Source organism: Pseudoalteromonas sp. APC 3495, from assembly GCF_030407645.1.
In the GTDB taxonomy this organism is placed as follows: Bacteria; Pseudomonadota; Gammaproteobacteria; order Enterobacterales; family Alteromonadaceae; genus Pseudoalteromonas; species Pseudoalteromonas tetraodonis.
In genome coordinates, this window is sequence record NZ_JASDDA010000015.1 from 13,631 (window position 1) to 40,252 (window position 26,622).

The 26,622-nt window shown below is 40.5% G+C and carries 23 protein-coding genes and 3 tRNA genes; 7 read left to right on the forward strand and 19 right to left on the reverse strand.

Translation table 11 applies throughout. The annotated features are described in order from the left end of the window. Nucleotide 1 precedes the first annotated feature (1 nt). From QL984_RS08220 to QL984_RS08280, 13 genes are all read right to left on the reverse strand, one after another. Nucleotides 2-74, reverse strand: a tRNA-Lys gene (locus tag QL984_RS08220). 69 nt (nt 75-143) lie between these two features. After that, a tRNA-Lys gene (locus QL984_RS08225) sits at nt 144-219 on the reverse strand. Nucleotides 220-390: 171 nt separating this feature from the next. Continuing rightward, entirely contained in the window at nt 391-1,143 is a 753-nt protein-coding gene (ybgF, locus tag QL984_RS08230; RefSeq protein ID WP_013464642.1) for a tol-pal system protein YbgF, read from the reverse strand. Nucleotides 1,144-1,156: 13 nt separating this feature from the next. Beyond that, nucleotides 1,157-1,696 (reverse strand): peptidoglycan-associated lipoprotein Pal, encoded by a 540-nt coding sequence (gene pal, locus QL984_RS08235; protein ID WP_013464641.1) that lies wholly within the window; start codon nt 1,694-1,696, stop codon nt 1,157-1,159. Nucleotides 1,697-1,731: 35 nt separating this feature from the next. Further along, nucleotides 1,732-3,090, reverse strand: coding sequence for a Tol-Pal system beta propeller repeat protein TolB (tolB, locus tag QL984_RS08240; RefSeq protein ID WP_013464640.1), 1,359 nt, complete (start codon nt 3,088-3,090; stop codon nt 1,732-1,734). 8 nt (nt 3,091-3,098) lie between these two features. Beyond that, nucleotides 3,099-4,004, reverse strand: coding sequence for a cell envelope integrity protein TolA (gene tolA / locus QL984_RS08245; protein WP_024601153.1), 906 nt, complete (start codon nt 4,002-4,004; stop codon nt 3,099-3,101). A gap of 4 nt (nt 4,005-4,008) precedes the next feature. Further along, a complete protein-coding gene (gene tolR, locus QL984_RS08250) occupies nt 4,009-4,440 on the reverse strand; it encodes a protein TolR (protein ID WP_016899822.1) in 432 nt (143 codons plus the stop codon). Further along, on the reverse strand, nt 4,427-5,131 hold the full coding sequence (gene tolQ / locus QL984_RS08255; RefSeq protein ID WP_016899821.1) for a protein TolQ: 705 nt from the start codon (nt 5,129-5,131) through the stop codon (nt 4,427-4,429). Before tolQ ends, tolR begins: the two co-directional genes overlap by 14 nt. 875 nt (nt 5,132-6,006) lie before the next feature. Further along, nucleotides 6,007-7,014, reverse strand: coding sequence for a Holliday junction branch migration DNA helicase RuvB (gene ruvB / locus QL984_RS08260; RefSeq protein ID WP_013464636.1), 1,008 nt, complete (start codon nt 7,012-7,014; stop codon nt 6,007-6,009). Nucleotides 7,015-7,021: 7 nt separating this feature from the next. After that, the gene (gene ruvA, locus QL984_RS08265) at nt 7,022-7,639 is read right to left on the reverse strand and encodes a Holliday junction branch migration protein RuvA (protein ID WP_008114133.1); all 618 of its coding nucleotides are present in this window, start codon (nt 7,637-7,639) and stop codon (nt 7,022-7,024) included. A gap of 2 nt (nt 7,640-7,641) precedes the next feature. Beyond that, a complete protein-coding gene (gene ruvC, locus QL984_RS08270; protein WP_008114131.1) occupies nt 7,642-8,166 on the reverse strand; it encodes a crossover junction endodeoxyribonuclease RuvC in 525 nt (174 codons plus the stop codon). A gap of 132 nt (nt 8,167-8,298) precedes the next feature. Then, on the reverse strand, nt 8,299-10,800 hold the full coding sequence (locus tag QL984_RS08275) for an FtsX-like permease family protein (RefSeq protein WP_036956153.1): 2,502 nt from the start codon (nt 10,798-10,800) through the stop codon (nt 8,299-8,301). Beyond that, nucleotides 10,790-11,503 (reverse strand): ATP-binding cassette domain-containing protein, encoded by a 714-nt coding sequence (locus tag QL984_RS08280; RefSeq protein ID WP_008114127.1) that lies wholly within the window; start codon nt 11,501-11,503, stop codon nt 10,790-10,792. The genes QL984_RS08275 and QL984_RS08280 overlap by 11 nt, the downstream gene beginning before the upstream one ends. Between QL984_RS08280 and QL984_RS08285 the strand changes: the two genes are divergently transcribed. Both QL984_RS08285 and QL984_RS08290 read left to right on the forward strand, forming a co-directional pair. Further along, nucleotides 11,504-12,127 carry an arylesterase gene (locus tag QL984_RS08285; protein ID WP_036956152.1) on the forward strand — a complete coding sequence of 208 codons (624 nt, stop codon included), beginning with the start codon at nt 11,504-11,506 and terminating at the stop codon, nt 12,125-12,127. It abuts the gene before it with no gap. 116 nt (nt 12,128-12,243) lie between these two features. Continuing rightward, nucleotides 12,244-12,320: transfer RNA gene (locus tag QL984_RS08290), tRNA-Pro, on the forward strand. An 830-nt stretch (nt 12,321-13,150) separates the two neighbouring features. Here the strand turns inward: QL984_RS08290 and QL984_RS08295 are convergent. Further along, nucleotides 13,151-13,435, reverse strand: a complete 285-nt coding sequence (locus QL984_RS08295) for a hypothetical protein (RefSeq protein ID WP_013464631.1) — start codon at nt 13,433-13,435, stop codon at nt 13,151-13,153. A 176-nt stretch (nt 13,436-13,611) separates the two neighbouring features. Here QL984_RS08295 and QL984_RS08300 point away from each other — a divergent pair, with 176 nt between their 5' ends. Genes QL984_RS08300 through QL984_RS08310 form a run of 3 tightly spaced genes read left to right on the forward strand, consistent with a single transcriptional unit; the run spans nt 13,612 to nt 17,257 of the window. Continuing rightward, nucleotides 13,612-15,093 carry a PAS domain-containing sensor histidine kinase gene (locus QL984_RS08300; protein ID WP_013464630.1) on the forward strand — a complete coding sequence of 494 codons (1,482 nt, stop codon included), beginning with the start codon at nt 13,612-13,614 and terminating at the stop codon, nt 15,091-15,093. Further along, nucleotides 15,090-15,512: a response regulator gene (locus tag QL984_RS08305; protein ID WP_013464629.1), complete on the forward strand. Its 423-nt coding sequence runs from the start codon at nt 15,090-15,092 to the stop codon at nt 15,510-15,512. Before QL984_RS08300 ends, QL984_RS08305 begins: the two co-directional genes overlap by 4 nt. Nucleotides 15,513-15,535: 23 nt before the next feature. Next, nucleotides 15,536-17,257, forward strand: coding sequence for a GGDEF domain-containing response regulator (locus QL984_RS08310; RefSeq protein ID WP_235190276.1), 1,722 nt, complete (start codon nt 15,536-15,538; stop codon nt 17,255-17,257). A gap of 17 nt (nt 17,258-17,274) precedes the next feature. Here QL984_RS08310 and QL984_RS08315 read toward each other — a convergent pair whose 3' ends face one another. From QL984_RS08315 to QL984_RS08325, 3 genes are all read right to left on the reverse strand, one after another. Beyond that, complete coding sequence (locus tag QL984_RS08315) at nt 17,275-17,817, reverse strand: methyltransferase (protein WP_138687204.1); 543 nt, start codon at nt 17,815-17,817, stop codon at nt 17,275-17,277. Nucleotides 17,818-17,998: 181 nt separating this feature from the next. Then, the gene (locus QL984_RS08320; protein WP_008114111.1) at nt 17,999-18,247 is read right to left on the reverse strand and encodes a hypothetical protein; all 249 of its coding nucleotides are present in this window, start codon (nt 18,245-18,247) and stop codon (nt 17,999-18,001) included. A 169-nt stretch (nt 18,248-18,416) separates the two neighbouring features. Next, nucleotides 18,417-19,910 (reverse strand): acetyl-CoA hydrolase/transferase family protein, encoded by a 1,494-nt coding sequence (locus QL984_RS08325; protein ID WP_128583752.1) that lies wholly within the window; start codon nt 19,908-19,910, stop codon nt 18,417-18,419. Between the two features lie 388 nt (nt 19,911-20,298). Here QL984_RS08325 and QL984_RS08330 point away from each other — a divergent pair, with 388 nt between their 5' ends. After that, nucleotides 20,299-20,892: a hypothetical protein gene (locus tag QL984_RS08330; protein WP_013464625.1), complete on the forward strand. Its 594-nt coding sequence runs from the start codon at nt 20,299-20,301 to the stop codon at nt 20,890-20,892. 58 nt (nt 20,893-20,950) lie between these two features. Here the strand turns inward: QL984_RS08330 and QL984_RS08335 are convergent, their stop codons facing one another. Both QL984_RS08335 and QL984_RS08340 read right to left on the reverse strand, forming a co-directional pair. After that, nucleotides 20,951-21,502, reverse strand: a complete 552-nt coding sequence (locus tag QL984_RS08335) for a flavodoxin family protein (protein ID WP_024601163.1) — start codon at nt 21,500-21,502, stop codon at nt 20,951-20,953. Nucleotides 21,503-21,592: 90 nt separating this feature from the next. Further along, nucleotides 21,593-23,293, reverse strand: coding sequence for a cyanophycinase (locus QL984_RS08340; protein ID WP_036956150.1), 1,701 nt, complete (start codon nt 23,291-23,293; stop codon nt 21,593-21,595). Between the two features lie 349 nt (nt 23,294-23,642). Between QL984_RS08340 and QL984_RS08345 the strand changes: the two genes are divergently transcribed. Further along, nucleotides 23,643-26,570, forward strand: a complete 2,928-nt coding sequence (locus tag QL984_RS08345; protein ID WP_036956148.1) for a TonB-dependent receptor — start codon at nt 23,643-23,645, stop codon at nt 26,568-26,570. Nucleotides 26,571-26,622 lie beyond the last annotated feature (52 nt).

Genomic DNA, 26,622 nt, shown 5'->3' on the forward strand with positions numbered 1-26,622 from the left:
GTGGGTCATGATGGACTTGAACCATCGACCAATGGATTAAAAGTCCACTGCTCTACCAACTGAGCTAATGACCCGCTCATTGTGTTTGTTAACACATTGCGTAAATCCGCCGATTAAGAGCAAACTTTATTAACAATAAAGAATGGTGGGTCATGATGGACTTGAACCATCGACCAATGGATTAAAAGTCCACTGCTCTACCAACTGAGCTAATGACCCGCTCTTTTTGTCGCATTTCGAGTGGGGTTACCATTCGTTTGCTGCGGGCGCTTATAATACTTATTTATAAAATGAGTGCAACCGAAATTGTCTCTTTTTTTAAGTTTTTATGTCTAGTTGAGCAATTTTAGACCGCTTATGACAAAAAGCAGTCTAATCAAGCATCAACATTTATTTTGATAAGCGTTCTGTGGCTAATTTAGCAGCAGTTGTACTTGGGTACTGATTGATAAGCTCATTCAGTATTTTTTGTGCTTCTGCCTTCAAACCTTGCTCTTGTAAAAGTGTACCAAGCTTTAACATCGCATCTGGGCGTTTATTTGAATTTGGAAATTCGTTAACAACTACTTTAAAGTGCTCGGCTGCTTTTACACCGTCATTTTTAATCGTTAATAGTTGCCCTAGCCAATAATGTGCGTTTGAGGTGTACACTGAATTTGGATACGTTGTTAAGAACGCTTGAAATTCTGGAATAGCTTGGTCGTAGCGTTTATCTTTCATTATAAGCGCAACAGCACGTTCGTACGCTTCGTTTTCAGATAAATCGCTGCTGTAGCTCTGCTCATTACTAGGTTGTGTGTAGTCTGTTGTAGGCGCTGGAGCGGTCGGCTTTGCATACGCTTGGCTAACACGGTTCTCAATTTCTTGATAAAGCTCGCGTTGACGCTGGAGTACTTTTTCAAGCTTATAGCTTTGCTCTTCAGTTACTCCGCGTATTTGACTAACTTCATCTTGCAGTAAATTGAGCTGTTGCTGTAACTCTACTTGTAAAAAATTACGCTGTTGCATCATACTTTCAAGTGTTGCTAAACGCTTTTCAATGCTTGACTGTGAACTTGCAGCTTCTGAAACAGGAGCGGGAGCAGCCATTAACTGGGTGCTCCCGCTCAATATCATGGCTGCCAAAATAATTTTCGGCTTCATAATATCTCTTATCTTAGTAAACTAGTACCGCACGGCGGTTTTTAGCGAAAGCTGCTTCTGTGCGAGTCTTAACCATTGGCTTTTCTTCGCCGTAGCTAACTACTGACATTTGGCTTGCAGAAACACCTAAGCTTTGTAGGTATTTTTCAACTGCTTGTCCACGGTGCTCACCAAGTGCAATGTTGTACTCTGGCGTACCGCGCTCATCTGCGTGGCCTTCAATTAATACTTTAACAGAAGGATTTTTAACTAAAAACTCAGCGTGTGCACGAAGTAAGTCTGCATATTTGCTTTCAACCGTCGCTTTATCAAAGTCAAAGTAGATAATTTGCTCTTGACGAAGCGCTTCGTACTTTTGACGAAGTTGCTCTTCTGCTTGTTGCTCTGGCGTCATTGTGGCTACTTCAACTGTATCCGTTGTTGTTTGCTCAACAGTTGCTTGGTTTGACTGGTTAGCTGCATTTTCGTCGATATCTGAAGATGAGCTACAAGCTGCTAGTGTCATTACTGGCACAGCAATTAGCAGGCCTTTAAGTATTTTGTTAAGTTGCATTGAGTAGATTCCTATTTTGAGTAAACCAGCAATTATTACTGTAAATATGGCGACCAAGCCGGTGCCTTTACTTGTCCATCAAGCACAGGTAAACGTGCTTTAAAACGGCCGTCCATCGATACTAGCGCAAGTACCTGTTTATTATTGTGGAGCGTGCTGTATATAATCATCGAGCCATTCGGCGCTATGCTCGGTGATTCGTCAAGGCGAGTTCGTGTTAAAACTTGAAACGCACCTGTAGCCAACTCTTTCTTAGCAAGATGATACTGTCCGTTAGTACGGTTTACCATCACTAATTCTTTTCCGTCTGGCGAAATAGAACCCGCTAGGTTCATGTCACCGTCAAAGGTTAATCTTTGCGTTCTGCCAGTTTTTAAATTTAACTTATAAATCTGAGCATTACCACCCCTTTCCGACGTAAATACTATATCTTCACCATTTGGGTACCACGAAGGTTCGGTATCTATACTACGATGGCGTGTTAATCGCGTCTCTTTACGTGTTAGTAAGTCTAATAAGTAAACCTCAGTTGCACCAGTTTTATCTTTTGACAGCACTAGCAGTAACTTTTTACCATCTGGCGAGAATTGCGGCGCGCCGTTAATTCCCTTGTAGCTGGTGATCAATTCGCGTTTACCCGTATAAATGTCTTGAATATAAATTTGGCTCTGGCGATTTTCAAAGGTTACATACGCTAACTTAGTACCGTCAGGTGACCAAACCGGCGACATTAATGGCTCTTTTGAACGCAATAATACTTGTTCATTAAAACCATCGTAATCAGCAACCACTAACTGATAAGGCTTTTCTTCGGTATCACGTACAATAACATAGGCTATTTTTGTTAAAAACGCGCCTTTTTCGCCAGTTAGCTTTTCATAAATAACATCACTAATGCGGTGCGAGTATCGACGAAATCCAGTTTCACCAATTACGCTTTGACGTGCTTCTAAAATATGGTCTTGGCTTTGAACAAGCTTACCGTTGCTCATCATTTGTGTTTCACCGCCAGTAATTTGGCCGCGAATAACATCAACAAGCTCATAACGTACTAAGTAACGTCCGTTGGTTTGCTGTTCTACTTCACCCACTAAAACCGCTTCAACGCCTTTATTAACCCAAGCGCCGTAATCAATATCGCCGTCTTTATGTGGTTGTTGAGGCATTTGTGAAACGCTAACTGGCTTAAATTTGCCACTGCGCATTAAATCAGCAGCAATAACATCGCTAAGCTGCTCTGGAATAGGGCCAATACCTTGGTATTTAAAAGGCACAATCGCAATCGGTCTTGCACCGTCTATACCTTCAGTAATAACAATTTCAAGTGCCGCGTGTGCAACACCCTGAAACCCTAATATTAAAACTAAACAGGCTATTTTAATTTTGTTAAACATGTCATCCCTTAAAACTCTGGCGCGATGGTTATATTAATATTCTTTAATTGTTCGAATACGTCTTTATCTTTCGATACCGGTAATGTGTCGGCCATGCGAACCGCTCTTAAAGCAGCTTCACATACTAACTTATCACCACCTAACGACTTAACCTGCGTAACCAAGCCATTAAACCCAAGACGGAGATTAATGCGGCATTGCTGGTTTTTCATTTTTTCATCAATTAATAAGTTTTGCTGAATACGCGCCATAATTAATGCACGGTATTTATCAACTTCACTCACTACTTGCTGTTGACGTATTTTATTGCGTGCAGCCTGCTCTTTGGCAAGTTGCTCTTGCAGTATTTGTTCTTGCAATGCTTGCTGACGTTTACGCTCAGCTTCTTCAGCACGTTTTTTACGCTCTTCTTCCGCTTTTTTAAGCGCGGCTTCTTCGGCTTTGCGTTTGTCGGCAGCCGCTTTAGCAGCATCTTCAGCTTCTTGCTTTTGCTTTTGCGCTTGTTTGGCTTTTGCTCGCTCACGTTGTTCTATTTCGCGGGCTTTTTTAGCTTGAGCTTCGGCTTCGGCTCTTTCTTTCTCTTTAGCTTTGCGCTGCTGCTCTAGCTTTTTAATGCGTCTTGCTTCAGATTCACTTTGCTTACGTGCATCGGCTGCACGGCGCTCTAAATCACGAATGCGTTTATCTTCAGCGCGCTTTTTATCTTCTTCTTTTTTGCGTAACTCAGCAATTTTTTGCTCAACCTGCTGTTGATCCACGGTTACAGCAGACACCGCATTTTCTGGCTCAGGAATGGCGGCATTAAGCGTCACTTCCATTACTTTAGGTTTAGGTGGATGAATGTTTGCTGATGCATACAAAAATCCCCCTAATGCTAAATGCAGTATTACTGATTTGATTAACGACGTATTCATATGACTACTTGGTCCCCTCAAAGGATTCGGTCATTAAGCCTACCGATGGTACACCTGCATTTTTCAAAAAATCCATGAGCAGTAACACTTCTTGATACGACACTTTACCTGAGCCTTTAATCATTACTGGGGTATCAGGGTTTTTCATTAGTTGTAGTTTAATTACAGCGGCTACATCTAATGCTTCCATTGGCTCTTCCGGATCAGTACCTATGCTTACATAATACTTACCTTGCGAATCAATAGAGGCAATAATGGGCGGCGTATCTTTGGTATCAACCAAGTCTGACTCTTCCATTTTTGGTAGGTCTACTTTTACGCCATGGGTTATTAATGGCGCAGTGGCCATAAATATAATAAGCAACACCAACATTACATCAATGTATGGTACTACATTAATTTCTGCGACTGGGCGACGCTTTTTACGCTGGTACATTCGCTTGAGCCTCTATTTGGGTAGCTGCTTGACGGTGTAAAATATTGGCAAATTCTTCCATAAAGTTAATGTAATGAGATTCTAACTTTTCAACTTTATTAGCAAATCGGTTATAGGCAATAACGGCAGGAATAGCCGCAAATAAACCCATTGCTGTTGCAATCAAAGCTTCTGCTATACCTGGTGCAACCATTTGTAAGGTTGCTTGTTTTACTTCACCTAAGGCAATAAAGGCATTCATAATACCCCATACTGTACCAAACAAACCTATGTAGGGGCTAATTGACCCAACGGTTGCTAAAAACGATAAGCTTGATTCTAGTTTTTCTATTTCACGAGAAAGCGCAACCCGCATTGAACGGTGCGTGCCTTCCATAACAATGCCTGCACTTTGAAAGGTATTTTTTTTGTGGCGTGCAAACTCTTTAAAACCTGAGGTGAATAACGCTTCAATACCCGTTGATTGACCACCGCGTGATGAAATTTCGTTATATAGCTTACTTAAGTCAACACCAGACCAAAAACGTTGCTCAAATTTTTTGGCATTTGCTAAGGCGTCAGAGATGGCTTTTTTACGTTGAAAAATAATAGCCCACGACATAACCGACATAGCAACCAACGCTAGCATTACTAATTGCACAAGCAAACTGGCTTCTAGAATTAGATCTAAAAAATTAAGCCCTGATCCCACGTTAAACTCCTAAATAATTAAAAACATCAAATTGATTTATTTGAGTAAGGTAACTTTGTAACACATTAGCCACCATTAAAGTTCAGCTAGTGTATCTAGTGTATTTCCTGCTGACAACGATATTGCTGTGAATAGCCAACAAAAAACGTTAAAAAAAATAGTTTTACTACTTAACTCTTGTTTTACTGTATAAATAAATAACAATAAAGCTATCTGTAAGCCCGCTTAACTTCACTAAAGAGTCACAAAAATACGCTGTTTATTCAAAATTAATGCATAAGCACTCATAAACACTACACGCTTACCTTAACGTAATAGTAAAACTAATACCGAACGTTTATATGTTAATATACATAAACAAAGCATTTCATTAACTTATAGAATTAATGGTTAATTAACAGGCAACATTAAGTAAAAACAGAAAACCCCTGCTATTAGTTTTTTTAATCTGAAAATATAAATTTTCTAGTTTGAACAAATTCTGCCGCTTCGGTATTATTCTTCCATACCGAGCTAGCGCATTAAATGAAAGCTATTTCATTGAATCCAGTTCTTCGTAATATGATTTATTTCGTATTACTTTTTTACTTCTTGGGGTATGACCTCAATAAGTAAAACGTAGTTCCCTAGATTACTTCCTTAAACTTGTTGTTTGCCCGCATTATTTGCGGGCTTTTTTTTGCCCGCAATTTGTCAAATCAGCTACACTCAGCCTCAGTAACGTTACAGCAGGCGCACAATAGCCTGATATGTCTTAACGCTCAGTGAATTATTGGCAAAGTAAAATACGTCTAAATTTAGCCTTTGCTCATACTAAAAAGCCACTGTCGTTAAAATGACAGTGGCTTTAGAAAGAGTCTAGTTATTCTGGTTATTTAATCTTTTTTAGGTAACAAGCCAAAATGGTGGTACGCATTATCAGAGACAATTCGCCCTCGCGGCGTACGCTGAATAAATCCTTGTTGAATTAAAAAGGGTTCAATCACATCTTCTATGGTTTCTTTCTCTTCGCCTATTGCCGCGGCTAAGTTGTCAAGGCCAACAGGGCCACCCATAAACTTTTCGATGATGGCGAGTAAATATTTACGATCCATGTAATCAAAACCGCTTTTATCAACGTCAATCATGTCGAGGGCTTGTTGAGCTACCTCAGCATTAACCGTACCGTCTGACTTTACTTGGGTGTAATCGCGCACTCGGCGCAATAAACGATTTGCAATACGTGGCGTACCGCGCGAACGTTTGGCTATTTCGGCCGCGCCATCGTCACACATTTCTAAACTAAGATAATGCGCTGAGCGCCCCACAATATGCGATAAGTCTTCCACAGAGTAAAACTCTAAGCGCTGAACAATACCAAAACGGTCACGCAGTGGAGAAGTTAATGATCCCGCACGGGTAGTTGCACCAATGAGTGTAAATGCGGGTAAATCAAGCTTAATAGAACGCGCTGCAGGGCCTTCACCTATCATAATATCGAGCTGGTAATCTTCCATTGCGGGGTAGAGTATTTCTTCAACTTGCGGGCTCAAACGGTGAATTTCATCAATAAACAGTACATCACCTTCTTCAAGGTTAGTGAGCAATGCGGCTAAATCGCCCGCTTTTTCAAGCACAGGCCCAGACGTGGTTTTAATATTTACGTTTAATTCGTTCGCCACAATATTAGCAAGCGTGGTTTTACCTAAGCCTGGTGGGCCAAATATCAATAAGTGATCCAACGCTTCGCTGCGGCTACGCGCAGCTTCAATAAATATTTCCATTTGTTGCTTAACATGCGGCTGACCACGATAGTCGGCCAGTAACTTAGGCCTAATAGCACGGTCTATGGTGTCTTCGTTGGTTTTTTCAGCAGCATCTATTAAGCGATCAGCTTCGATCATAATTTACTCACAGCATTGATTTCAAAGATTCTTTAATTAGAACCTCAGTCGACATATCGGGTTTGCTTACTGATTTTACTGCTTTTTGCGCTTGTGGCAATTTATAACCGAGCGCCACTAACGCCGAAACCGCATCATCGGCCGCATTATTGGCTATAGTTGCATCGCTCGCAGGCTCTATTACGGCGCTATCGCTAAATGGGGTAAATAAGTCATTACCCCAATTTTTTAATCTGTCTTTCATTTCGAGCACTAAGCGCTCTGCGGTCTTTTTGCCCACCCCTGGCAGTTTAACCAAGGCAGTGGCATCTTCATTATTTACACAACTTACAAACTGCTGCGCCGACATGCCCGACAAAATGGCTAAGCCTAATTTAGGCCCTACTCCATTGGCTTTTAACAGCTCTCTAAATAACGCACGTTCGGTTTTATTATTAAAGCCAAACAATAACTGTGCGTCTTCGCGTACTACAAAATGAGTGTACACAATGGCGTTGTCGCCTACTTTAGGCAAATCGTAAAAACAGGTCATTGGCATTTGTACTTCGTAGCCAACGCCGCTCACTTCTAATAGTATTTCTGGGGGCTGTTTTTCAACTAACACGCCGTTTAAGCGACCTATCATTGTTATTTCCTTAGACGTCCTCTAACGGTTTTGCTTGCGCTACCCGCTAGTTTTATTAAATTTTGTTCAGAGTGGGCATGGCAAATTGCAATTGCAAGCGCATCCGCCGCATCGGCTTGCGGCGTACCTGGCAGTTTAAGTATGTTTTTAACCATATGTTGAACTTGCGATTTATCTGCCCCACCGTTACCCACAACGGCTTGCTTTATTTGCCGTGCTGAGTATTCAAAAACCGGTAAGTCGGCCATAGAGGCACCGACAATCGCAGCACCACGGGCTTGACCTAGCTTTAAAGCAGAATCAGGGTTATGCGCCATAAATACTTTTTCTATAGCAAATGTTTCAGGCGAAAATTGCTCTATAAGTTGCGTAATGCCCTGGTAAATCATTTTAAGTCGGGTGGGAAAGTCATGATCGGCTAATTTAATACAGCCACTGCCTAAGTATGTAAACTTGGCACCTTGATGCGCAACCACACCGTAACCCGTTAAACGCGAGCCCGGATCGATCCCTAAAATTATGGCCAAACAGCACTCTCATTATTGTTATTTATTAATAGTGCTAATAATGCCAGAGCACTGTATAAATTACCAGTACAAAGCAAAAACAAAAATGCCTACTTAAAAAGTAGGCATTTAAACGCTATTTGGCTGGAAAGTTTACGCTAAAGCGCGCACTAAGCCTTGAGTATTTTGTTTAAGCGTACGGGCAATCATAAAATAGCCTAACCCTGCTACAAACACGCCACCAGCAACGGGGCCAATAACCCAAATATTAGGATGCAGCTTACCTGCCAAATCAAACATTTGCTGCTGTACTATTAACAGTGCTATATCACTGAAAAATGCAGCAACTAGTCCGGCTAAACCGCCCAGTAATAAAAACTCATACAAGGTGGCATTTTTTATTAATCGGCTTTTAGCACCTAACGTACGCAATATTACAATTTCTTGCATGCGCTCACCTAAGCTTGCTTGCACCTGCGATATAAGTACCAACGCGCCACACAACACCACAATAGCCAGTACAAAGCCAATAGCTAACGACACTTGCTCAATAGTCGATTGAATTTGTTTAACAAAGTTGTCTACATCAATCGCTGTAATAGTAGGGTATGCTCGCAATAGCTGGCTAAAGTCGCGCTTTTGCTCAGGCTCAATACGTACTGATGAAATATACGTGGCCGGAAAGCTGCTCAACACATCAGGGCTTAAAATAATGAAAAAGTTAGGTTTAAGCGTGGCCCAATTAACTTTACGTACACTGGTAATTTTAGCGTCGAACGACTGCGCACCAATTAAAAACGTGAGGGTATCGCCCATTTTCACATCAAGGCGCTTCATCATCGACTCTTCAAGTGAGGCCTCAGCTACTGCGTCATCGCCAAACCACTGGCCATCTATAATGTCATTTTGTGAGGGGACTTCGTTAAGCCAAGTTAAGTTAAGCTCGCGGCCAATGCCTGAGCGGGCTTCTTCGTCTTTTTTCTCGTTGTCTTGCAATGACACTTCACGTGCTACTGCTTCGCCATTTACTGCATTCACGCGGCCACGAATCGTTGGGTAAAACTCCGACACTTGAATGCCTTTTTGCGCTAAGTATTCATTTACCGGATCCAGCTCATTTTGCGTAATATTAACCAAAAAGGCATTAGGTGCATCGCTTGGTAACTGAGACTGCCAATCCGAAATAATGTCGTTTTTTAGCACAATTAAAAACAACAGTAATTTAATCGCTAGCGAAAAACTAATTAGCTGCACCGCATTAACATTGGCGCGCTTTTGAATAGACGCAATAGCCAACGACCAGCTGTTACCTGGCTTTAAGCCAAGCTTGCGGCCCCCGCCAAATATTAATTTAGAAATTAAAAACAACACTAAAATAAGCGCAAGCGTTGAGGCAAATAAAATAAGGGTAATTTTAATATTGTTACTAAATAACCACATTAATAAAAATACCGTTAAGGCGCTAAGTCCTAAATGGATTTTACTTACCGCAAGGCGATCGCCTAAATTACGGCGAAGCACTCTAAGTGGTGGAATATCAAATAAATCTAACAATGGCTTAATAGAAAACATAACCGCACAAATAACTCCGGTGCTAATGGCCACTAACCACGGTTTAAACCCTGCCATAGGCAGTTCGGTTCCCATGCTTTTTGCAAGGTAACCAGTTGCAACTTCTTGTAAGCCGTAACCAATAGCAAGGCCAACAACTACCGCCATCGTACACACCATTAATAAGTGCATAAGGTAAATTTTGCGGATCATATCGCGGCTGCCGCCTAAAGTTTTCATCATTGCGACAGGGTCGTATTGGCGCTCACAATAACGTTTAGCTGACACCGCAATGGCTACTGCAGCTAAAATAATGCCCAGTAAACCTGCTAACAATAAAAAGCTTTCGGCTCTGTTTAAGCTATTTGAAATAGGAGACTGGCGGTCTTTTACACCATACCAGTTTTGGTTTTCTTTGAGTTGCGGCTTTAACCAATCGTAAAAACTATTGATGTCGTTTTCATCACCTGCATATAACTGGCGGTAAAATACACGACTGCCTGGCTGTATTACTTCGGTTTTTGCCACATCATCTATGTTTATAAGCACCCTGCGGCTACTTGAAAACACATTAAATGGCGCATCGGGTTCTTCTACAATCACCTTTTCAACATTAAATAACGCGGCACCTAATTCAACTTGGTCGCCTACGTTTATGTTTAAGCTATAAAAAACTGACTCACTTAACCATACGTTACCAGGGCTTGGCGCACCGGGTGCAACCTCAGTTTGAGCATTCAAACCCGACTTAACTTTCAATTGGCCTTTAAGCGGGTAACTGTTTGATGCAGCCTTTACCGAGCTAAACTGCATTTGATCGTTTGCAAACAGCATAGTGTCAAAGTACACCATTTGTGCAGTTTGTAAGTTTTGTTGTTCTGCTTTGGTTATAAAGGCGGTATCTATGGCGTGATTGCTGGCAAGAACACGATCTGCTGCTATAAATGCACTGCTTTTTTGCGCAATACTTTGTGCAATTCGCTCAGTTACCATAGATAAAGTAAGCACGGTTAATACTGCCAGTGCAATGGCTGCGCTTATTACGGTTAGTTCACCACGGCGAAACTCACGAGAAAATAGTTTAAGCGCTAATTTAGCCCACATTTGCCATTTCCTCTGTTGAATTTTGTACCAGCTCCCCCGCCTCTATTTGAATAATGCGTTCACATTTTTGCGCTAAGGCTTCATCGTGAGTGACTAAAATGAGGGTTGTTCCGTTTTGCTTATTTAAATCAAATAATAACGACTCAATCATATGGCCATTTTTGCTATCTAAGTTAGCTGATGGCTCATCGGCAAACAATATTTTTGGCGAACCCACAAACGCACGGGCAATCGCAACACGCTGCTGCTCACCACCAGATAACTGCGACGGGTAATGATCAACCCGATGGCTTAAGCCTACTTTTTCAAGCAAAGCGAGCGCTTGTTCTTTGGCGTCTTCTTTACCTGCAAGCTCTGCCGGTAGCATCACGTTTTCAAGTGCAGTTAAACTTTGTACCAACATAAAAGACTGAAACACAAAGCCAACTTTTGCAGCTCTGAGTGCGGCCCGCGCTTCTTCGTCTAATTCGTGCAGCGGCTCCCCATCTAACATTACTTCGCCGCTGCTTGCCGTATCAAGCCCTGCTAATAAACTTAATAAAGTGGATTTACCTGAGCCCGACGTGCCAACAACAGCAACAGACTCACCGTGCTTGACATTAAAGCTGATGTCGCTGAGGATGGACAACTCACCTTCAAGGGTAGATACAACTTTAGACAAACCATTTACTTGAATTATATTTAATTGAGAAAGCGCTGACATATGACTCATTCAATCCTACGTTTTGTATTTATTTTATTTTTAATTATTAACCCGCTTACTGCGGCAGCTAACAACACGATTTTAATACTTGGTGACAGTTTAAGCGCAGCCTATGGCTTAAAACAAGAACAAGGCTGGGTGCAATTGTTACAAGATAAATACGATGCCGAGCAACGCAATATCAACTTAGTTAATGCCAGTATTAGTGGTGAAACCACTGGTGGCGCCCTGCGCAGACTTGATGCATTGCTTGAGCAATATCAACCAACTCATGTGCTCATAGAGCTTGGCGCTAATGACGGTCTACGCGGTTTTCCAGTTACTAAAATGCAAGACAACTTGACCGCTCTAATTGAAAAAAGCCAAGCAATAGATGCACAAACCGCGCTAATGGAAATTTATATTCCACCTAACTATGGCCCACGTTACAGTAAAATGTTCACCGATAGCTTTGCCAGTGTTAGTAAAGCCACAGGCTCGTATTTAATGCCGTTTTTTGTACTTAAAGTAGCAGGCAAAAGCGAGCTAATGCAAAACGATAACTTACACCCTAACAAAACTGCGCAACCAATACTACGAGATGAAATGTATAACACGATCAACCAGTGGTTAAATAAAGAGTAAAGCCGTGTAAAACTTCTGGCGCAAGCGCTTAATATTAAACGCTTGCGCAATAAACATCCAAACAAACAAAAGCTTATTGATTTTTTTAAAAATACACGTACTATTGCAGTCGAAGTCGGTATGTGGCGCAGCTTGGTAGCGCACTGTCATGGGGTGGCAGGGGTCGAGAGTTCGAATCTCTCCATACCGACCATTTAAATCCCTTCAAAACTTAGTTTTATTCAATAAAAACCATTTTCCTTTCGTACTAGCTAATTTAATAATAAAAAATATCGCACATTTATCGCACCAACCAATTTATTGACTGTTTTCCTGCTTTTTATGATTTCAAAGATATTGAGATTATGCGACCCCACAGTTAAATACTTTTCAAATAATAAAGAAGCACGTAACTGCTTTAATTATTGATGTATTGGTTTGAGGTCATTGATATGCAGCTATGAGTAGATGCTAAATAGCCGTAATGTCTGAAGTCAAGATTTACCCCTATGGTTTTCTTCAACTCAAGCTCAACGGTGTAACAAAATAACGTATGTTATACATACAGCTCACCGAATGTTCCATAGATACCGGCGGGAGTTAGAAAGCGTTTGAGAAGAAGTTTCATTTTGGAGCTTTCTTACACGCATAGCCCCCCCGCAGGGTGCGGGTTACAAACTATTCAAATAAACTACTCTTTCAATATTTTGTCAATATTTCTTAAGCTTTGTATTGCTAGTATCAATTCATTCTTTGTTGGTGTAGTTATATTGCTTAGTGTATTAAGCTTAAATACGTTATTAAGCTTACATGTTTCAGATTTAATTAAATCCATCTTTCCATTAAGTGATTCATTATCGAATACAAGCTTTCGGTATGCATTTCTATTTTTCTCAAGCTCTTTTGTTAATTCTATAGTTTTATTATGAGCATTGAGATAAAGTTTATCAGCTTCAAGCAGTATTAGCTTATTGCACCAATAAGTATCGCAATTAAAAATCGCGACAAAGCTGCTGCCGTTTGTGTTAAGACTTCAGGCAAAGTTTACTTTGGTAGCGAGTGCCACACATAAATAGGCGTTTGGTAGAAATATTTAAGTTTGATCACTTTAGTTGGTTTATGTAATGGCAAAGCGAAGGTATTACTCACCATGGTCATTTTGTTAGCTACATCATATTTGAGTCTATCTTCAAACGCTAGCATACCAACAGGAAACAAGTAACACACCTGAGTAGACGCAGTACTGTGATAAGCATTTTTGAAGTCTTTGCGATAAAGAGTAAGGTTATTTAAACCCAAACTATATTTAATACGCACTAAAACCAACATACCCCAACCCGATCCTAAATCAATGTGCCTTTTTTAACCATAATGACTCGCTAAAATATAAGAAGAAACTATTAAAATGGGCATTTATATAACATGATCTTTCGCTAGATTTGCTGTTCATTACTTGTTCGACTATTACTATATTATGGGAACTAAATTTACTTGCGGGATGCTTGATGGACCTTAAAAAAGTAAATAAAAAATCTAACTCACCAAGTTTAACTGTAAATATGGATGAAGCATTTTTAACTCAACTAGTTAATTGTTTACCCATGGGGGCAATGGTAGTTAATACTGATGCTCAGATCCTTTTTGCCAATAATCAACTGTCTGAAATACTGGGCTATGAGGATTCAGAACTCATAGGGATGAACATAGATAATTTACTTCCAGCTCAATTTAAAGCCAATCATACCCACTTGATGAGTCAGTTTTTTGCTAACCCTCGAAAACGCTTAATGGGTGAAGGCCGTGAGTTATTTGCGAGTCAAAAAAGTGGTAAGCAAATCCCAATTGAAATAGGTTTAAACCCAATACAAGGACAACAAGAATTAGTTTTAGCCACACTGGTTGATATATCGCAAAGGCTGCGCGCTAATAATATGTTTCAACGCTCTATTCAAGCTGCACCACATGGTGTGTTAATAGTTGACCAAGCGGGCATTATTCAAGCGGTTAATCAATCGTTATGTAAATCTTTTGGTTACAGTGAAATAGAGCTACTCGATAAAAAAATGGAAATGTTATTACCGCAGCGCTACCAAGGGCATCACTCAGCACTTCGTCATTCATTTCACCGTGAACCCAGTGTAAGAAGTATGGGAGTAGGTAGAGATTTAACCGCGTTACACAAAGACGGTAAAGAATTCCCGGTTGAAGTAGGCTTGAGTCCTTTTATAAACACCAATGATGAAGACATGGTGTTTGTCTCGTTGTTAGATATAACAGAACGAAAACAAATGGAAACTGAGCTAAGAGAAAATAACACTAGCCTGAAAGAGTTTACCTATGTGGCCTCTCATGATTTACGCTCTCCATTGCGTGGCATTTCAAACTTAATTGAATGGATAAAAGAAGATTTAGGCACTACCACGCCTGAAGTAGAGTACAACTTAACGCGTATTGATGATCGTATTCATAAAATGGAGACGTTAATTGATAATTTATTGGCCTATGCAAGAGCTGGCAAAGCTACCCTAGATACTCAAGTAATCGATATGCATAAATTAATCTCTAACGTTACCGAACTATTAGATTTACCTGCTGGAATGAAGCTTCATAAAGACGTTCAATTAGATACTATCGTCACTGCATGGACGCCACTTGAAACCGTTGTCCGCAATTTATTAAGTAACGCCATTAAACATCACGACAGTAAAGAGGGAACTATAGAGATTCGTTGTGTAGCAGAAAATACGCTTTGCCATATCACTGTGACTGATGATGGCCCCGGTATACCACCAGAAGCTTACGAACGTATTTTTAGTTTATTTCAAACAACCTCTGACGATAAGTCAGGCTCAGGTATTGGGCTGTCTATTAGTCGGCGTCTGGCACAAGCTCATGGTGGGCGCATTTCCGTTAGCTCAAATGAACCGCAAAAAGGGTCTACATTTCATGTTTGGTGGCCGCGCTTTGCAAGGAAAGAGAATTTATGATCAAAAATCTATCTATACTGCTTGTTGAAGACGATGATGTTGCCGCGGAAGCCGTAACAAGAAGCCTAAAAAAAGTGGATCCTAAAATTAAAATAATTTGGAAACAAAATGGAAAACTTGCGTTAGATGCGTTACGAGAAAAAGCACAACAAAAAGTAATATCAGAGCCCTACTTAGTATTGTTAGACCTGAATATGCCAGTGATGAATGGGTTTGAATTTTTAGAGCATATTCGTAAAGATAAAAAATTAAACGATACCGTTGTATTTATACTCACGACCTCCAATGAGGATAACGATCGTACTCGCGCGTACCATAACAACGTAGCAGGTTACATGGTTAAACATGCAATTGGCCCGCAGTTTGCCAAATTAGCGACACTTATGGATGCTTATATACATGCCGTTGAGCTTGAATAAGCCATTTTGCAAGAGATATGGATATGATAACTTCAATAGATAATTTTGAAACCTGCGACAGTATTAACCTACTCATTGTTGATGACGATGCGGTTGATAGAGAACAAATACGTCGTATGATATCTCGCTCAAATATACAGGCGAAAATTTCAGAGGCATCCTCTATTGAAAGTTCGATGTCTTACCTTGAACATGGTGAGTTTGATTGTGTCATAGTTGATTACCGATTAGGTATCGGATCGGGGCTTACCCTGCTAAATAATATTAGAAAGACTGAAAATAACCACTGTGCTGTGATTATGATCACGGGCTTAGGAGATGAAAAAATAGCAGCAGAAGCTATGCGGCTAGGAGCAAGCGATTATTTACTTAAAAATCAATTAAAAAGCGATCAGTTGATACACTCTATATCTAGCTCAATTCAACGCGCAAACTTAGAAAAAAAACTTCATGACATGGCACACTACGATAGCCTAACAGGCTTAGCAAGCCGCCCTATTTTAATTGATCAACTCCAACAGGCCATTACATCTGAGCAAAAGCTCGCCGTTGCCTATTTAGATTTAGATAATTTTAAACCCATTAATGACAAATACGGTCACGAAACCGGTGACTTCGTTTTGAAAACTATTGCCCAAAGACTAAAAAGCACATTACGCAAAGAAGATACACTCGCGCGTATTGGCGGAGATGAGTTTATCTTTTTATTAAGAGGGGCTGCGCACACGATACAAGAATATGAGACTCTGTTACAAGAGGTGCTGATTGAGGTAAACGACCCAATAAAATTAGCAGAGTTTTCGTGCTCCGTTCAAATTTCAGTCAGCATCGGCGTTGCACTTCCCAGTGATGATGGCTTAACTTGTGATGACATTTTACGCAGAGCCGATCAAACAATGTACCAAGCAAAAAGATCAGGAACAAACCGAATTCTGTTTTTTGATCCAGAAGAAGAAAGCCTAAGGCATGCAAAACATGATTTATTATTGGCTGCTGAAAAAGGCATTGCTCGCAAAGAGTTTATTTTACATTATCAACCAAAGGTAAATTTGATGGATCACCAGTTGATTGGCGTTGAAGCCTTAATACGCTGGAATCACCCTACTTTGGGTTTACTTTATCCTGGTCACTTTTCAGAGGCATTAGAGCATCCACACATTGGTATTTTAATTGGTGAATGGGTACTTGCTGAGGCCTTAAAACAGCATAAAATTTGGACAAGAAATCATCTTTCTATGAGTGTAAACATCTCTCCAGCTCATTTACTTAGTGAGGGCTTTGTTGAAAACCTCAGAGAGTTACTCATCAGCACTAATAATATAAAACCAAAAACCCTCGAATTGGAAATTTTAGAGAGCACTACAATTGGAAACGTTGACCAAGCAGTCGACGTTCTCAATGGCTGCCGCGATTTAGGGGTAAGTATTGCGCTAGACGACTTTGGTACAGGTTATGCTTCGTTGAGTTACTTAAAAAAATTACCTTTAGATACATTAAAAATAGATCAAAGCTTTGTTAAAAAGCTCCTATCAGACCATGAAGACAAGTCCATCGTTACGTGTATCGTGGCGCTAAGTAAAGCATTTGGGTATAACCTAGTTGCAGAGGGGATAGAGTCACAAGAGCTCGAAAAAGTACTTATAGGCATGGGTTGCTATCATGGGCAAGGTTATTATATTGCCAAACCAATGTCTGCAGAGAAGATGAACTTATGGATAAAAAATATGACATCCACTAAGCACTGACCCTAAATAATACTCATCTATTTGGGTTGCCAGTGATACACATAAATCGGTGTTTGGTAAAAATCTTTAAGCTTGATAACGTTAGTTGGTTTGTATGATGGCAAAGCGAAGGTGTTACTCACAATAGTGATTTTATTATTAACTACGTCATGTTTTAACTTTTCTTCAAGCGCTACCATACCACCTGGAAACAAGTAACACACCAGAGTAGACACTGTACTAAAATCGGCATTTTTAAAGTCTTTACGATAGAGGGTAAGGTTATCTAAACCTAAACTATATTTAAAAAGCATTGAAATTAACCAGGGAAACCACGATAACTCATAGCCAATAACCTGTTTATTAGGATACTTTTTGGCAACCGCTATAACGAGCGTTCCCCAACCTGAACCTAAATCAATTAATGCGCCTTTTTCATCCATGCTTATTGCATTAAGCATAGCTTGTCGCGCTTTGCTTGAGCTCATCATCGGTGAAATTCCCGTTTTTAGCGTGCTCCAAACAATAGATAAAGCGATTAGAAGAACTAAAAAGAAAAATGCGGTAGCAATAAAGTCCATACTAACTAACACCTAATAACGGTTGAATCATCATAATCTCACCTTATCGATTATTTGTTTCTATATAGTAAAACCATTACAAAGAGCACCGTTAGTATAAATTTATTTTATATTTAACAACTGTTTAAAATAAACCACAAAAAAAGCGCCATTTGGCGCTTTTTAGATTAGTAGCAAGGAATTAATGCTTACGCCCTACGCCGTTGCGCACCATGTCTTGGCCGCTTTGAAAAATCTCTTCGGTAATTTCGCGTGCTAATAAAAGTTGTTGCTTGTCATCAAACACCGCAACAAAACGGCTGCCGTCAGCATTGTTAGTTGCCATGCCCACGCCTGCTACGCCGGTTAAACCTAAGCCGCCGTTTTCAACTTGCAGTAAAAAGCTTTCAAGTTCAGCGAGGGTGTCGATTGCAGTTAGTTTGTTTTCCATTGTGGTTGCTCTATGTGTTGCTCGCCATAGCGAGTCTGTCAATAATATGCGGTTATTTTACAGCACACAGTAAAAACTTAAACCACCTTATAGGCAAAGTCATAACAACATTCTGTAAAGCAAAATTAAAAGTATTTGTAAAAACCCCGCAAATGCGGGGTTTTAAGTATTAGCTTTGCTTCATTGTGCCTTGTTGTTCAAGGCGGGTATGCCAGCTGAATGCTTCTTCTAAAATATGAGGCGTATGGCCGCCACGTACACAAGCACGCTCGTAGTAATCAAGCATAGCGTTGCGATAATCTGGGTGTACACAGTGTTTAATTACTTCAACAGCCCGTTCGCGTGGCGCTAATCCACGTAAATCAGCAAGGCCTTGCTCGGTCACTAAAATATCAACATCGTGCTCGGTATGATCGACGTGGCTTACCATAGGTACCACGCTTGAAATAGCGCCGCCTTTAGCAATTGATTTAGTTACAAACACCGATACATGGGCATTACGTGCAAAGTCGCCTGAACCACCAATACCGTTCATCATTTTAGTACCGCATACATGGGTTGAGTTAACGTTGCCATATATATCAAACTCAAGTGCCGTGTTAATTGCAATAATACCTAAACGACGCACAATTTCAGGGTGATTCGACATTTCTTGTGGGCGAAGTACTAGCTTATCGCGGTACTTTTCAAGGTTATTAAATACTTGTGCGTTACAACGCTCTGATAAAATAATTGAACAGCCAGAGGCAAAATTAAGTTTACCCGCATCAATTAAATCAAAGGTAGAATCTTGTAGTACCTCTGAGTACATAGTGAGGTCTTTAAAATCTGAGTCTAATAAACCCATCATGACTGCATTGGCTATGTTACCAATACCCGCTTGTAATGGGCCTAAGTTTGCAGGCATGCGCTGTTGCGCTACTTCTTCTTTAAAAAAGTTAACTAAATGGCGGGCAATAGAGGCGGTATCGGCATCTGGGTCGGTTACTGTTGAAAATGAGTCACTTTGATTGGTAAATACAATACCCACAATTTTAGCCGGATCGATTGGAATAGCAGTACTACCGATACGGTCATCTACTTTCACTAGCGGCACTGGAGTACGCGTAGGACGATACGATGGAATGTATATGTCGTGCAGCCCTTCAAGCTCTGGCTGATGTAACATGTTAATTTCTACAATTACTTCTTTAGCAAAAATAGCAAAGCTTGCTGAGTTCCCCACTGACGTTGTAGGTACTATGTGGCCTTCTTCTGTAATAGCTACGGCTTCAATGACCGCTACATCTGGCATAGTTAACTGATGATTACGTAACTGTTCAACAGTTTCTGATAAATGCTGGTCAATAAACATGACCTCACCGTTGTTAATTGCTTTACGTAATGTGCTGTCTACCTGAAATGGCATACGACGCGCTAACGCACCTGATTCAGTAAGTAGCTTATCTAAATCGTTACCTAATGACGCGCCCGTCATTAGGTTAATTTTCATTGGGTTTTCACGTACACGCTCGGCAAGTGCACGTGGTACAGCTTTCGCTTCACCAGCACGAGTAAAGCCACTCATGCCCACGGTCATGCCGTCTTTAATAAATAAACTGGCCTGCTCTGCAGACATCACTTTGTTGTGTAAGTCAATACGACGAATTCGTTCTAATTGCATTTGGAACCCCTTAAACCCCATTATTATTTGGGCGCTATTCTAAGTATTTCCTTATGCTTCGTAAGCTAGACCTAAGTCTCATTTACGCATAGTTGGTATAAAAACGTTGCAGAGCGCTTTAATTTTGTACACTTTATTACTTAACTTATTGCTGTTATTGGGGTTAGAATACCAAAAGATTTATTCAGTGATTTAACTAAACAAGCTTAAAAGAAAATATAATTAATTTAAATCAATTGCTTATAAATCCAGCCAGGAAAGCTGAGATTATAAATTGTATAAAAATAAAGCCGTACAGGCCAAATCTTACGAAATAATAAACTGGTCATTCATTGGGCAGTAACCTTGTAAGGAATAGAATCTAGGATTTACGTATTAAGGAAAATACATGGATTTGTCTGACGAAGAAATTAACTTTTTATCTGGGTTGTTTGAACCTAGTCAAAGTACAGCATTAATTAATGAAACAAAACTAACAGTACAAACATCAATACCAGATGGTATTGCGCATTTACTTGGTCAGGCTAAATTAACCCTATTAGCAGAAGTAGCTCATTACCAACTGTGGTTTCCACTTCAATTTAAAACCGATGAATTAGGCCATTTCAGTACTGTATTAGCAGCCCCAGAAGTGATTGATACTAAAGGCACTCAACGTAGCTGGCGATTAAGTGAATTAAATATTCAAAGCCAAGGTTTTTGCATTGAATCTATCTCAAGCACAGGAATATTTTTAAAACCCACATCAATAAACAGTGAACTTGATGAGTTGCAAAATATGCAATTTATTTTACCCAATGAAGCGGCTATATCATTAGACATAGAACCCGTTAGGCACAGTGAGTGTGGCATAGCAGCTAAAATAAAGCATATTCACCATGGTAAAGAGCAGTTAAGAGCGTATTTATTTGAAGTGCATAAACGTGAATATTCAAGCTTATATCAACTTGAGCATAAGCAAGAACTGGGGCTATCAAACTAAAAAGCCACACTAATTAAGTGTGGCTTTACGGATTAAATAAACTTAATTTAGGTCATTTTTACTTTAATCGTTTTGCTATTTCAGCAACGCGCTCACCGTATAAACGAGCCGTTTCTAAATCGCCTGATGGAATAGCCGTTTCATCTGCATCAGTAGGTGATTGTACTAATACGCCAACCGAACCGCCTAAGTTATTGATGTCTTGACGGGTTGATTCCAATTTATTGGCGGGTGGTAACCCTAGGCTTACCCAAATTCCACCATGCTGTGAAGCTAACGTTTGCATACTAATTAGGGTGACTTGTTTGTCGCCATTTAGGCTGCCGCTATTAGTAAAACCGCCAAACACTTTATCTTTCCAACCCATGGTAAACCACACTTTAGAGGTGGCATCGACAAACTTTTTAAACTGCCAAGGGTATGAGCCCATATAGGTAGGTGCACCAAAAATAATGGCGTCTGCATTGTTTAATGCATCCCAATCGGTGTCTTTAATATCACCATTTTCATCGATTGCAATAAGCTGAGCGTTTGCTCCATCAGCCACAAATTCCGCCACTTTTTTGGTATGGCCATATCCAGAAAAATAAATAACCGCTACTTTACTCATGAACCTTCCTTTTGTTGTGATTTAATAACACGCTTTAAATATAGTATGGCCGCTTAATCTAAAATCAACTAAGCAGCGTGTTTAATTAAATTAAAAGGTACTCACTGAAATTTCTAAATTACTCACCGCACAGCCATACTGCTCAGCACTAATACGGTGATAAGCCGACTCAGGCTTAGTTGATAGACTAATAATAAACGCATCTTGCTGACCAACAGCTGTTTGTTCTTGGCTCAAGCACATGGCTTGCGTTAAAGAGCGCAATTTGGCATCCGTTAAAATATTGCCGAAACGCTGAACCGGCAAAGGCGGTATTTTAATTGCTGGCAATGCTTGGCTAATACTGCGCTGACTTAAGGTAAAATCATTATTTTTAATATCAATCACACTGCCAGCAGGCCAGTACGAGTAACTGTAGGTTTTAGTTTCAGCCTGAGCCTGCCCTGTTGATTTAACCATCACCACACCATTTTTACCAATTACGGTCATTAAATTCCCTGATTCAGATTTAATAACCACTAAGGCTGTGGTTTCGTCTACACCAAAACCAAATGCGGGTTGAGCTTGATTTGCACCAAAGCTGTCGAGCAAAGTGCCTAGTCTTAATGTACGGTTTCGCTCGCTAAAGTGTGTATCGAGTACACCGTAACTAAATGTGCCTAAACCCCCAAAGCGGTTGTAAGTTAAACTATCGCTGTTTGAGCGCTCACTGGGCGCATCAATGGCTTGCGCGCCTTCTTTCAATGCCGATAAACTTGTGCCATTAGTGATCATAACCACATTACCACCGTGCGCTTGCCCGCCACTTTGCACTGCGGTGCCTGCACTTGTACCTACAACAACAGGGCGAGACTGTAACGCTTTTGTCCATGGATATGGCTGATTATTTTCATCAAACAATACCTTGCGCGTTAAGCTTTGATCGCCGCCATTAAACATAACACCGGTACTATTTTTGATTAGCTGCACTAAAGCGTCTGTGCCGTTTTTACACAGCAAATATTCTGCTTGAGTGCGATCAGGGTAAATATGTTCACGTTGATATAGCCCCATTTCAGAGTGCCTAAGCGTGTTTAAATCATCACATTTATTGGTAGTTATTGCTTTAGCAAGCGCAGGAGTTAATGCAAGCCATTGTGAATTTACATTGGGAAAACGAAGTAATCCTTCGTAAAAATCAGCAGATTCATAAGGGTCTCTGCTTGAGGCGGTAATGGCTAGTATGCTCGGGTTAGTACTTTTTACTTTTAAACTGCCCGATATAAATTGCAAAATATCTGTCGCGGCGGATTCGCTATTAAGCGCGGTATTGACCTGCTCTTTTAGTCGCGTATTGTCGCCCTGCAGCTGCGCTACTTCAAGCATATCTATTACAAAATTGTATTCTTGATCCGTTAAACTATTGAGCTGTTTACTATCAATATCGCGCCATAACCATAACAGCTCTTTTTTTGACAATGTAGGTGATGATTTAGCCTGCATTGTTGCTAAATTTTTAATAGTTTTGTTTTTAGCTTGCGTATTTTTACTTGGCCATTGTTGCTTTATTTGACTAATTTTAGCGTGGGAGAGCGCAAATACATTATGTATTTTACCCGGAATTTGTGTGTTTTTTTCACAATTTTTAGGGCTTAAACTAGCACACGTTGTGAGTGCACCGCCGACTAATACTAACGTTTGTTCAGATTCTTTTGCGCTTAACTGCAGCGAAAAAGCAATAAAAAACGAAAAAAGAGCCGTTATTATGCGCGATTTAGCTAACCGTTTGTTTGGTAAATATATTCGTTCCATTATGTTATACTCATGTAAAAAATTATAAGAAATAACTTGCGAGAGCGTCTCTCACTTGCTATAAAAAAAAGGAACTTTAAAACGCGAGTAAGCTAGCACCCCTTTGCTGGCTTTGTCAAAAACCTTTTGGAATGAGAATTATGTTTAAAAAAGCACGTTTGCTTACAACATATTTCTACTCACCACACTACCTTTCGGAGTGGTTTGACGAGTAGCCCACCACCTCACTTTTTCACAGTGAGGGGCTTAGCGTGTCATTTCACCACTGCCCTGTCTAAAAATATAACAATTAAAAGCCACAGATCTGTTTGTATGTTTTTGTGCGCTTAAAAGACAAAAGGTATTTAAGATGTTTCGTCAACTAACAATTGCGGCCACAGTAAGCGCATTACTGAACCCGATCACTTTTGCACATGCACAAGAAACCAACACCGACACCAACATTGAACGAGTAGAAGTAACAGGATCTCGCTTAAAAGGCGTTGATCTTGAAGGAACTATCCCATTAACCGTACTAGACCAAGATGCAATCAAACGCTCTGGCGCTAATACCATTCATGAATTACTCAAAGATTTATCTGTTTTTAAGGGCGGAAGCGGCACATTTTCAACCTCTGAAAGTGGCGGTACGTCTACCTCAACACCAGCGGGTCAATCAGCTGCGAGCTTAAGAGGCATGGGGCCATCAGCAACGCTGACATTAATAAATGGCCGCCGAGTTGCGCCTAGTTCATTTGCTGCAGGTACTGAAAACTTTGTAGATGTGAATTCTATTCCGCTAGCGGCCATTGAACGTATTGATATTTTAGCCACCGGTGCATCAGCCGTTTATGGTGCCGATGCTGTAGCGGGTGTTATTAACTACATTTTAAAAGATGATTTTGAAGGCGCTGAAATCAATACTTCGTTTGCCGATAGCTTTGATCAGCATGACGAAAGTAAAAAACAATTAAACTTAGTTTATGGTACAAAAATAGGCGAAAGTAACTTAACGGTATTTGCTGATATATATGACCGTAACGCTTTTAAAGCGACCGATCGTAATTACACGGCCTCTCCCTCTTTAGTGAATGGTTACTCCTATTTACCTAAGCTGGAGAACTCACCTAATATTTATTATTTTAGCAGCCGAGATGGTAACGAACTTCCATCACCAAACTGCAAAACCGAATTAGTTACTACTGAATTTGATGAACAAATTTGTGCTTACTACCCTAATCAAGATGATTACCTAGAAACGCCATTTGAAAGCCTTTCAACCGGCTTTATGTTTAATAGTGAGCTTGGTGGTATGCAATGGCATACTGACTTTTTTTACAGTCAGACCAAGGCAAAAGCGTACTCATCGCCCTCACCTATTAACCAAATTAATGACGACGATGGCCCGTATGTTTTAGAGGACGCCTTATTTATTTACGATAATGCCGATGGTAGTAATGATTTATTAGATCAACTCTACATTGACCCATTTGATACCCAAAGTGGTCGAGAAGTGTATGGTTTTGCATTTGATGCGCGCTTTAATGCCCCAAGAACGGTGGAAGTAGAAACGAAAAACTTTCGCTTGGTAAGCAGTCTAAGTGGTGAAATTGGTGACTGGGGTTGGGAATCTGGGGTAACCTTTTCTCGCTCACGTTCAGAGCAGGAGGCGATTGCAGGGGTTTATAATCGTTACCAGTTCCATGGCGCTATCACCGGCGAGCTATGTTCAGACGGTACGCTGGCAAGTTTTGACGGTAGTGACTTAAACTGTGCATCGGGAGAACTGCTGCCTTTTTACAACCCTTTCCTTCAAGGCGACGCCGCTAATGATGCCGTTTTAGCAACAGCGCAAGCTCGCCCAACACGCAGCGGAGAAAGTACAGTTTACGGCTGGGATGCTAATTTTAATGGTGAGCTATTTACCTTTAATGACCTACCTGCCTATGCCTCATTTGGGGTAGAAGCACGCCGTGAAGAGCTAAGCGACATTCCTTCGCTTGATTCACAAGCTCAAGCAGATAAAGACTACCTTGTTGATGTATTTGGCTTTGGCTCTAGTTTATCAGAAGCCGATCGCACTCAATATGCAGCGTTTGCTGAATTAAGTATTTCACTCACAGAGCAAATAGAGCTGCAAGCAGCAGGTCGATACGATCATTACGATGATTTTGGTGGCACCTTTAATCCTAAAATAGGTTTGAGCTATCGCCCAACTGATTCGTTAGTTGTTCGTGGTTCATGGTCAACCTCGTTTAGAGCACCATCATTAACACAGGCTGGCGTTAAATTAAGAACCACACAATCTACTTTTGACTGTGGTGCAAACCAAGCTGTAGCCGATTTATACTGTATGGGTGATGGCACCCAAGTGAGTGTTAATTCGTTAGAGTTAGGTAACCCAAACCTAAATGCAGAAGAATCTGAGGCTATTAGTGTTGGTTTTGCATGGAGTCCCTCGGCTAATACTAATTTAACCATTGATTATTGGCAGTTTGATCATGAAGAAGTAATCGATACCAACATGACCGCTGTGTTAGATCGCGCCATAACCGATGCATCACTTCGTCACTGTGGCATTGTACCACCGGGCGAGCAAGGCATATCGTACGATGAAGCATTATGTGATGTCACCGACAACAGTGGTTTAAACATAGAGCAAGACGGCGCTAATTTAACTGAGATTTTAAGCAGTTATATAGATGAATTTAACCCACGTGATGACGAGCTATTTTTACCGTTGTTTCGCGATCATGCAATCCCACTTGAAAACACTGGTACACAAACATTAGCTGGCATAGACTTTAAGTTTGACCATAGGTTTGTATTACCAAGCGGCGATTTGACCTTTGCCTTTGACGGCACTCATTACCTTGAGTTTGAACGTAATAAACCGGGGTCTGACTCGTTAGAGAAGCTGGTGGGAACTTATCGCTACCCTGAAAATATTGCGCGTATGTCAATAGATTGGGAAGCGCAAAGTTACTACCTTAACTTAGGTGCAAACTACACCAGCAGCTACGAAGATGATATAGAAGGCCTGCGTAGCCGTGAAATTGATGAGCTAGATTCACTTGGCGTATTAGACTCAAAAGGTGAGCATCAGGTTGATGACTGGCTCGTTTGGGATTTATCAGCGGGTTACTATGTTAATAAATCGCTGACTTTGCGCGCGCGCATCAATAATATTTTTGATAAAGAGCCACCCACACTTTATGGTTCAAGCCGTGGCTTTGATTCAATCAACCATAATGCCCTAGGTGCTAATTACAAATTAAGTATTAGCTACCGTTTTTAACCGCTTAGCCGCAAAGCAAACGCTTTGCGGCATTCCTTTTATTACAGGTCAT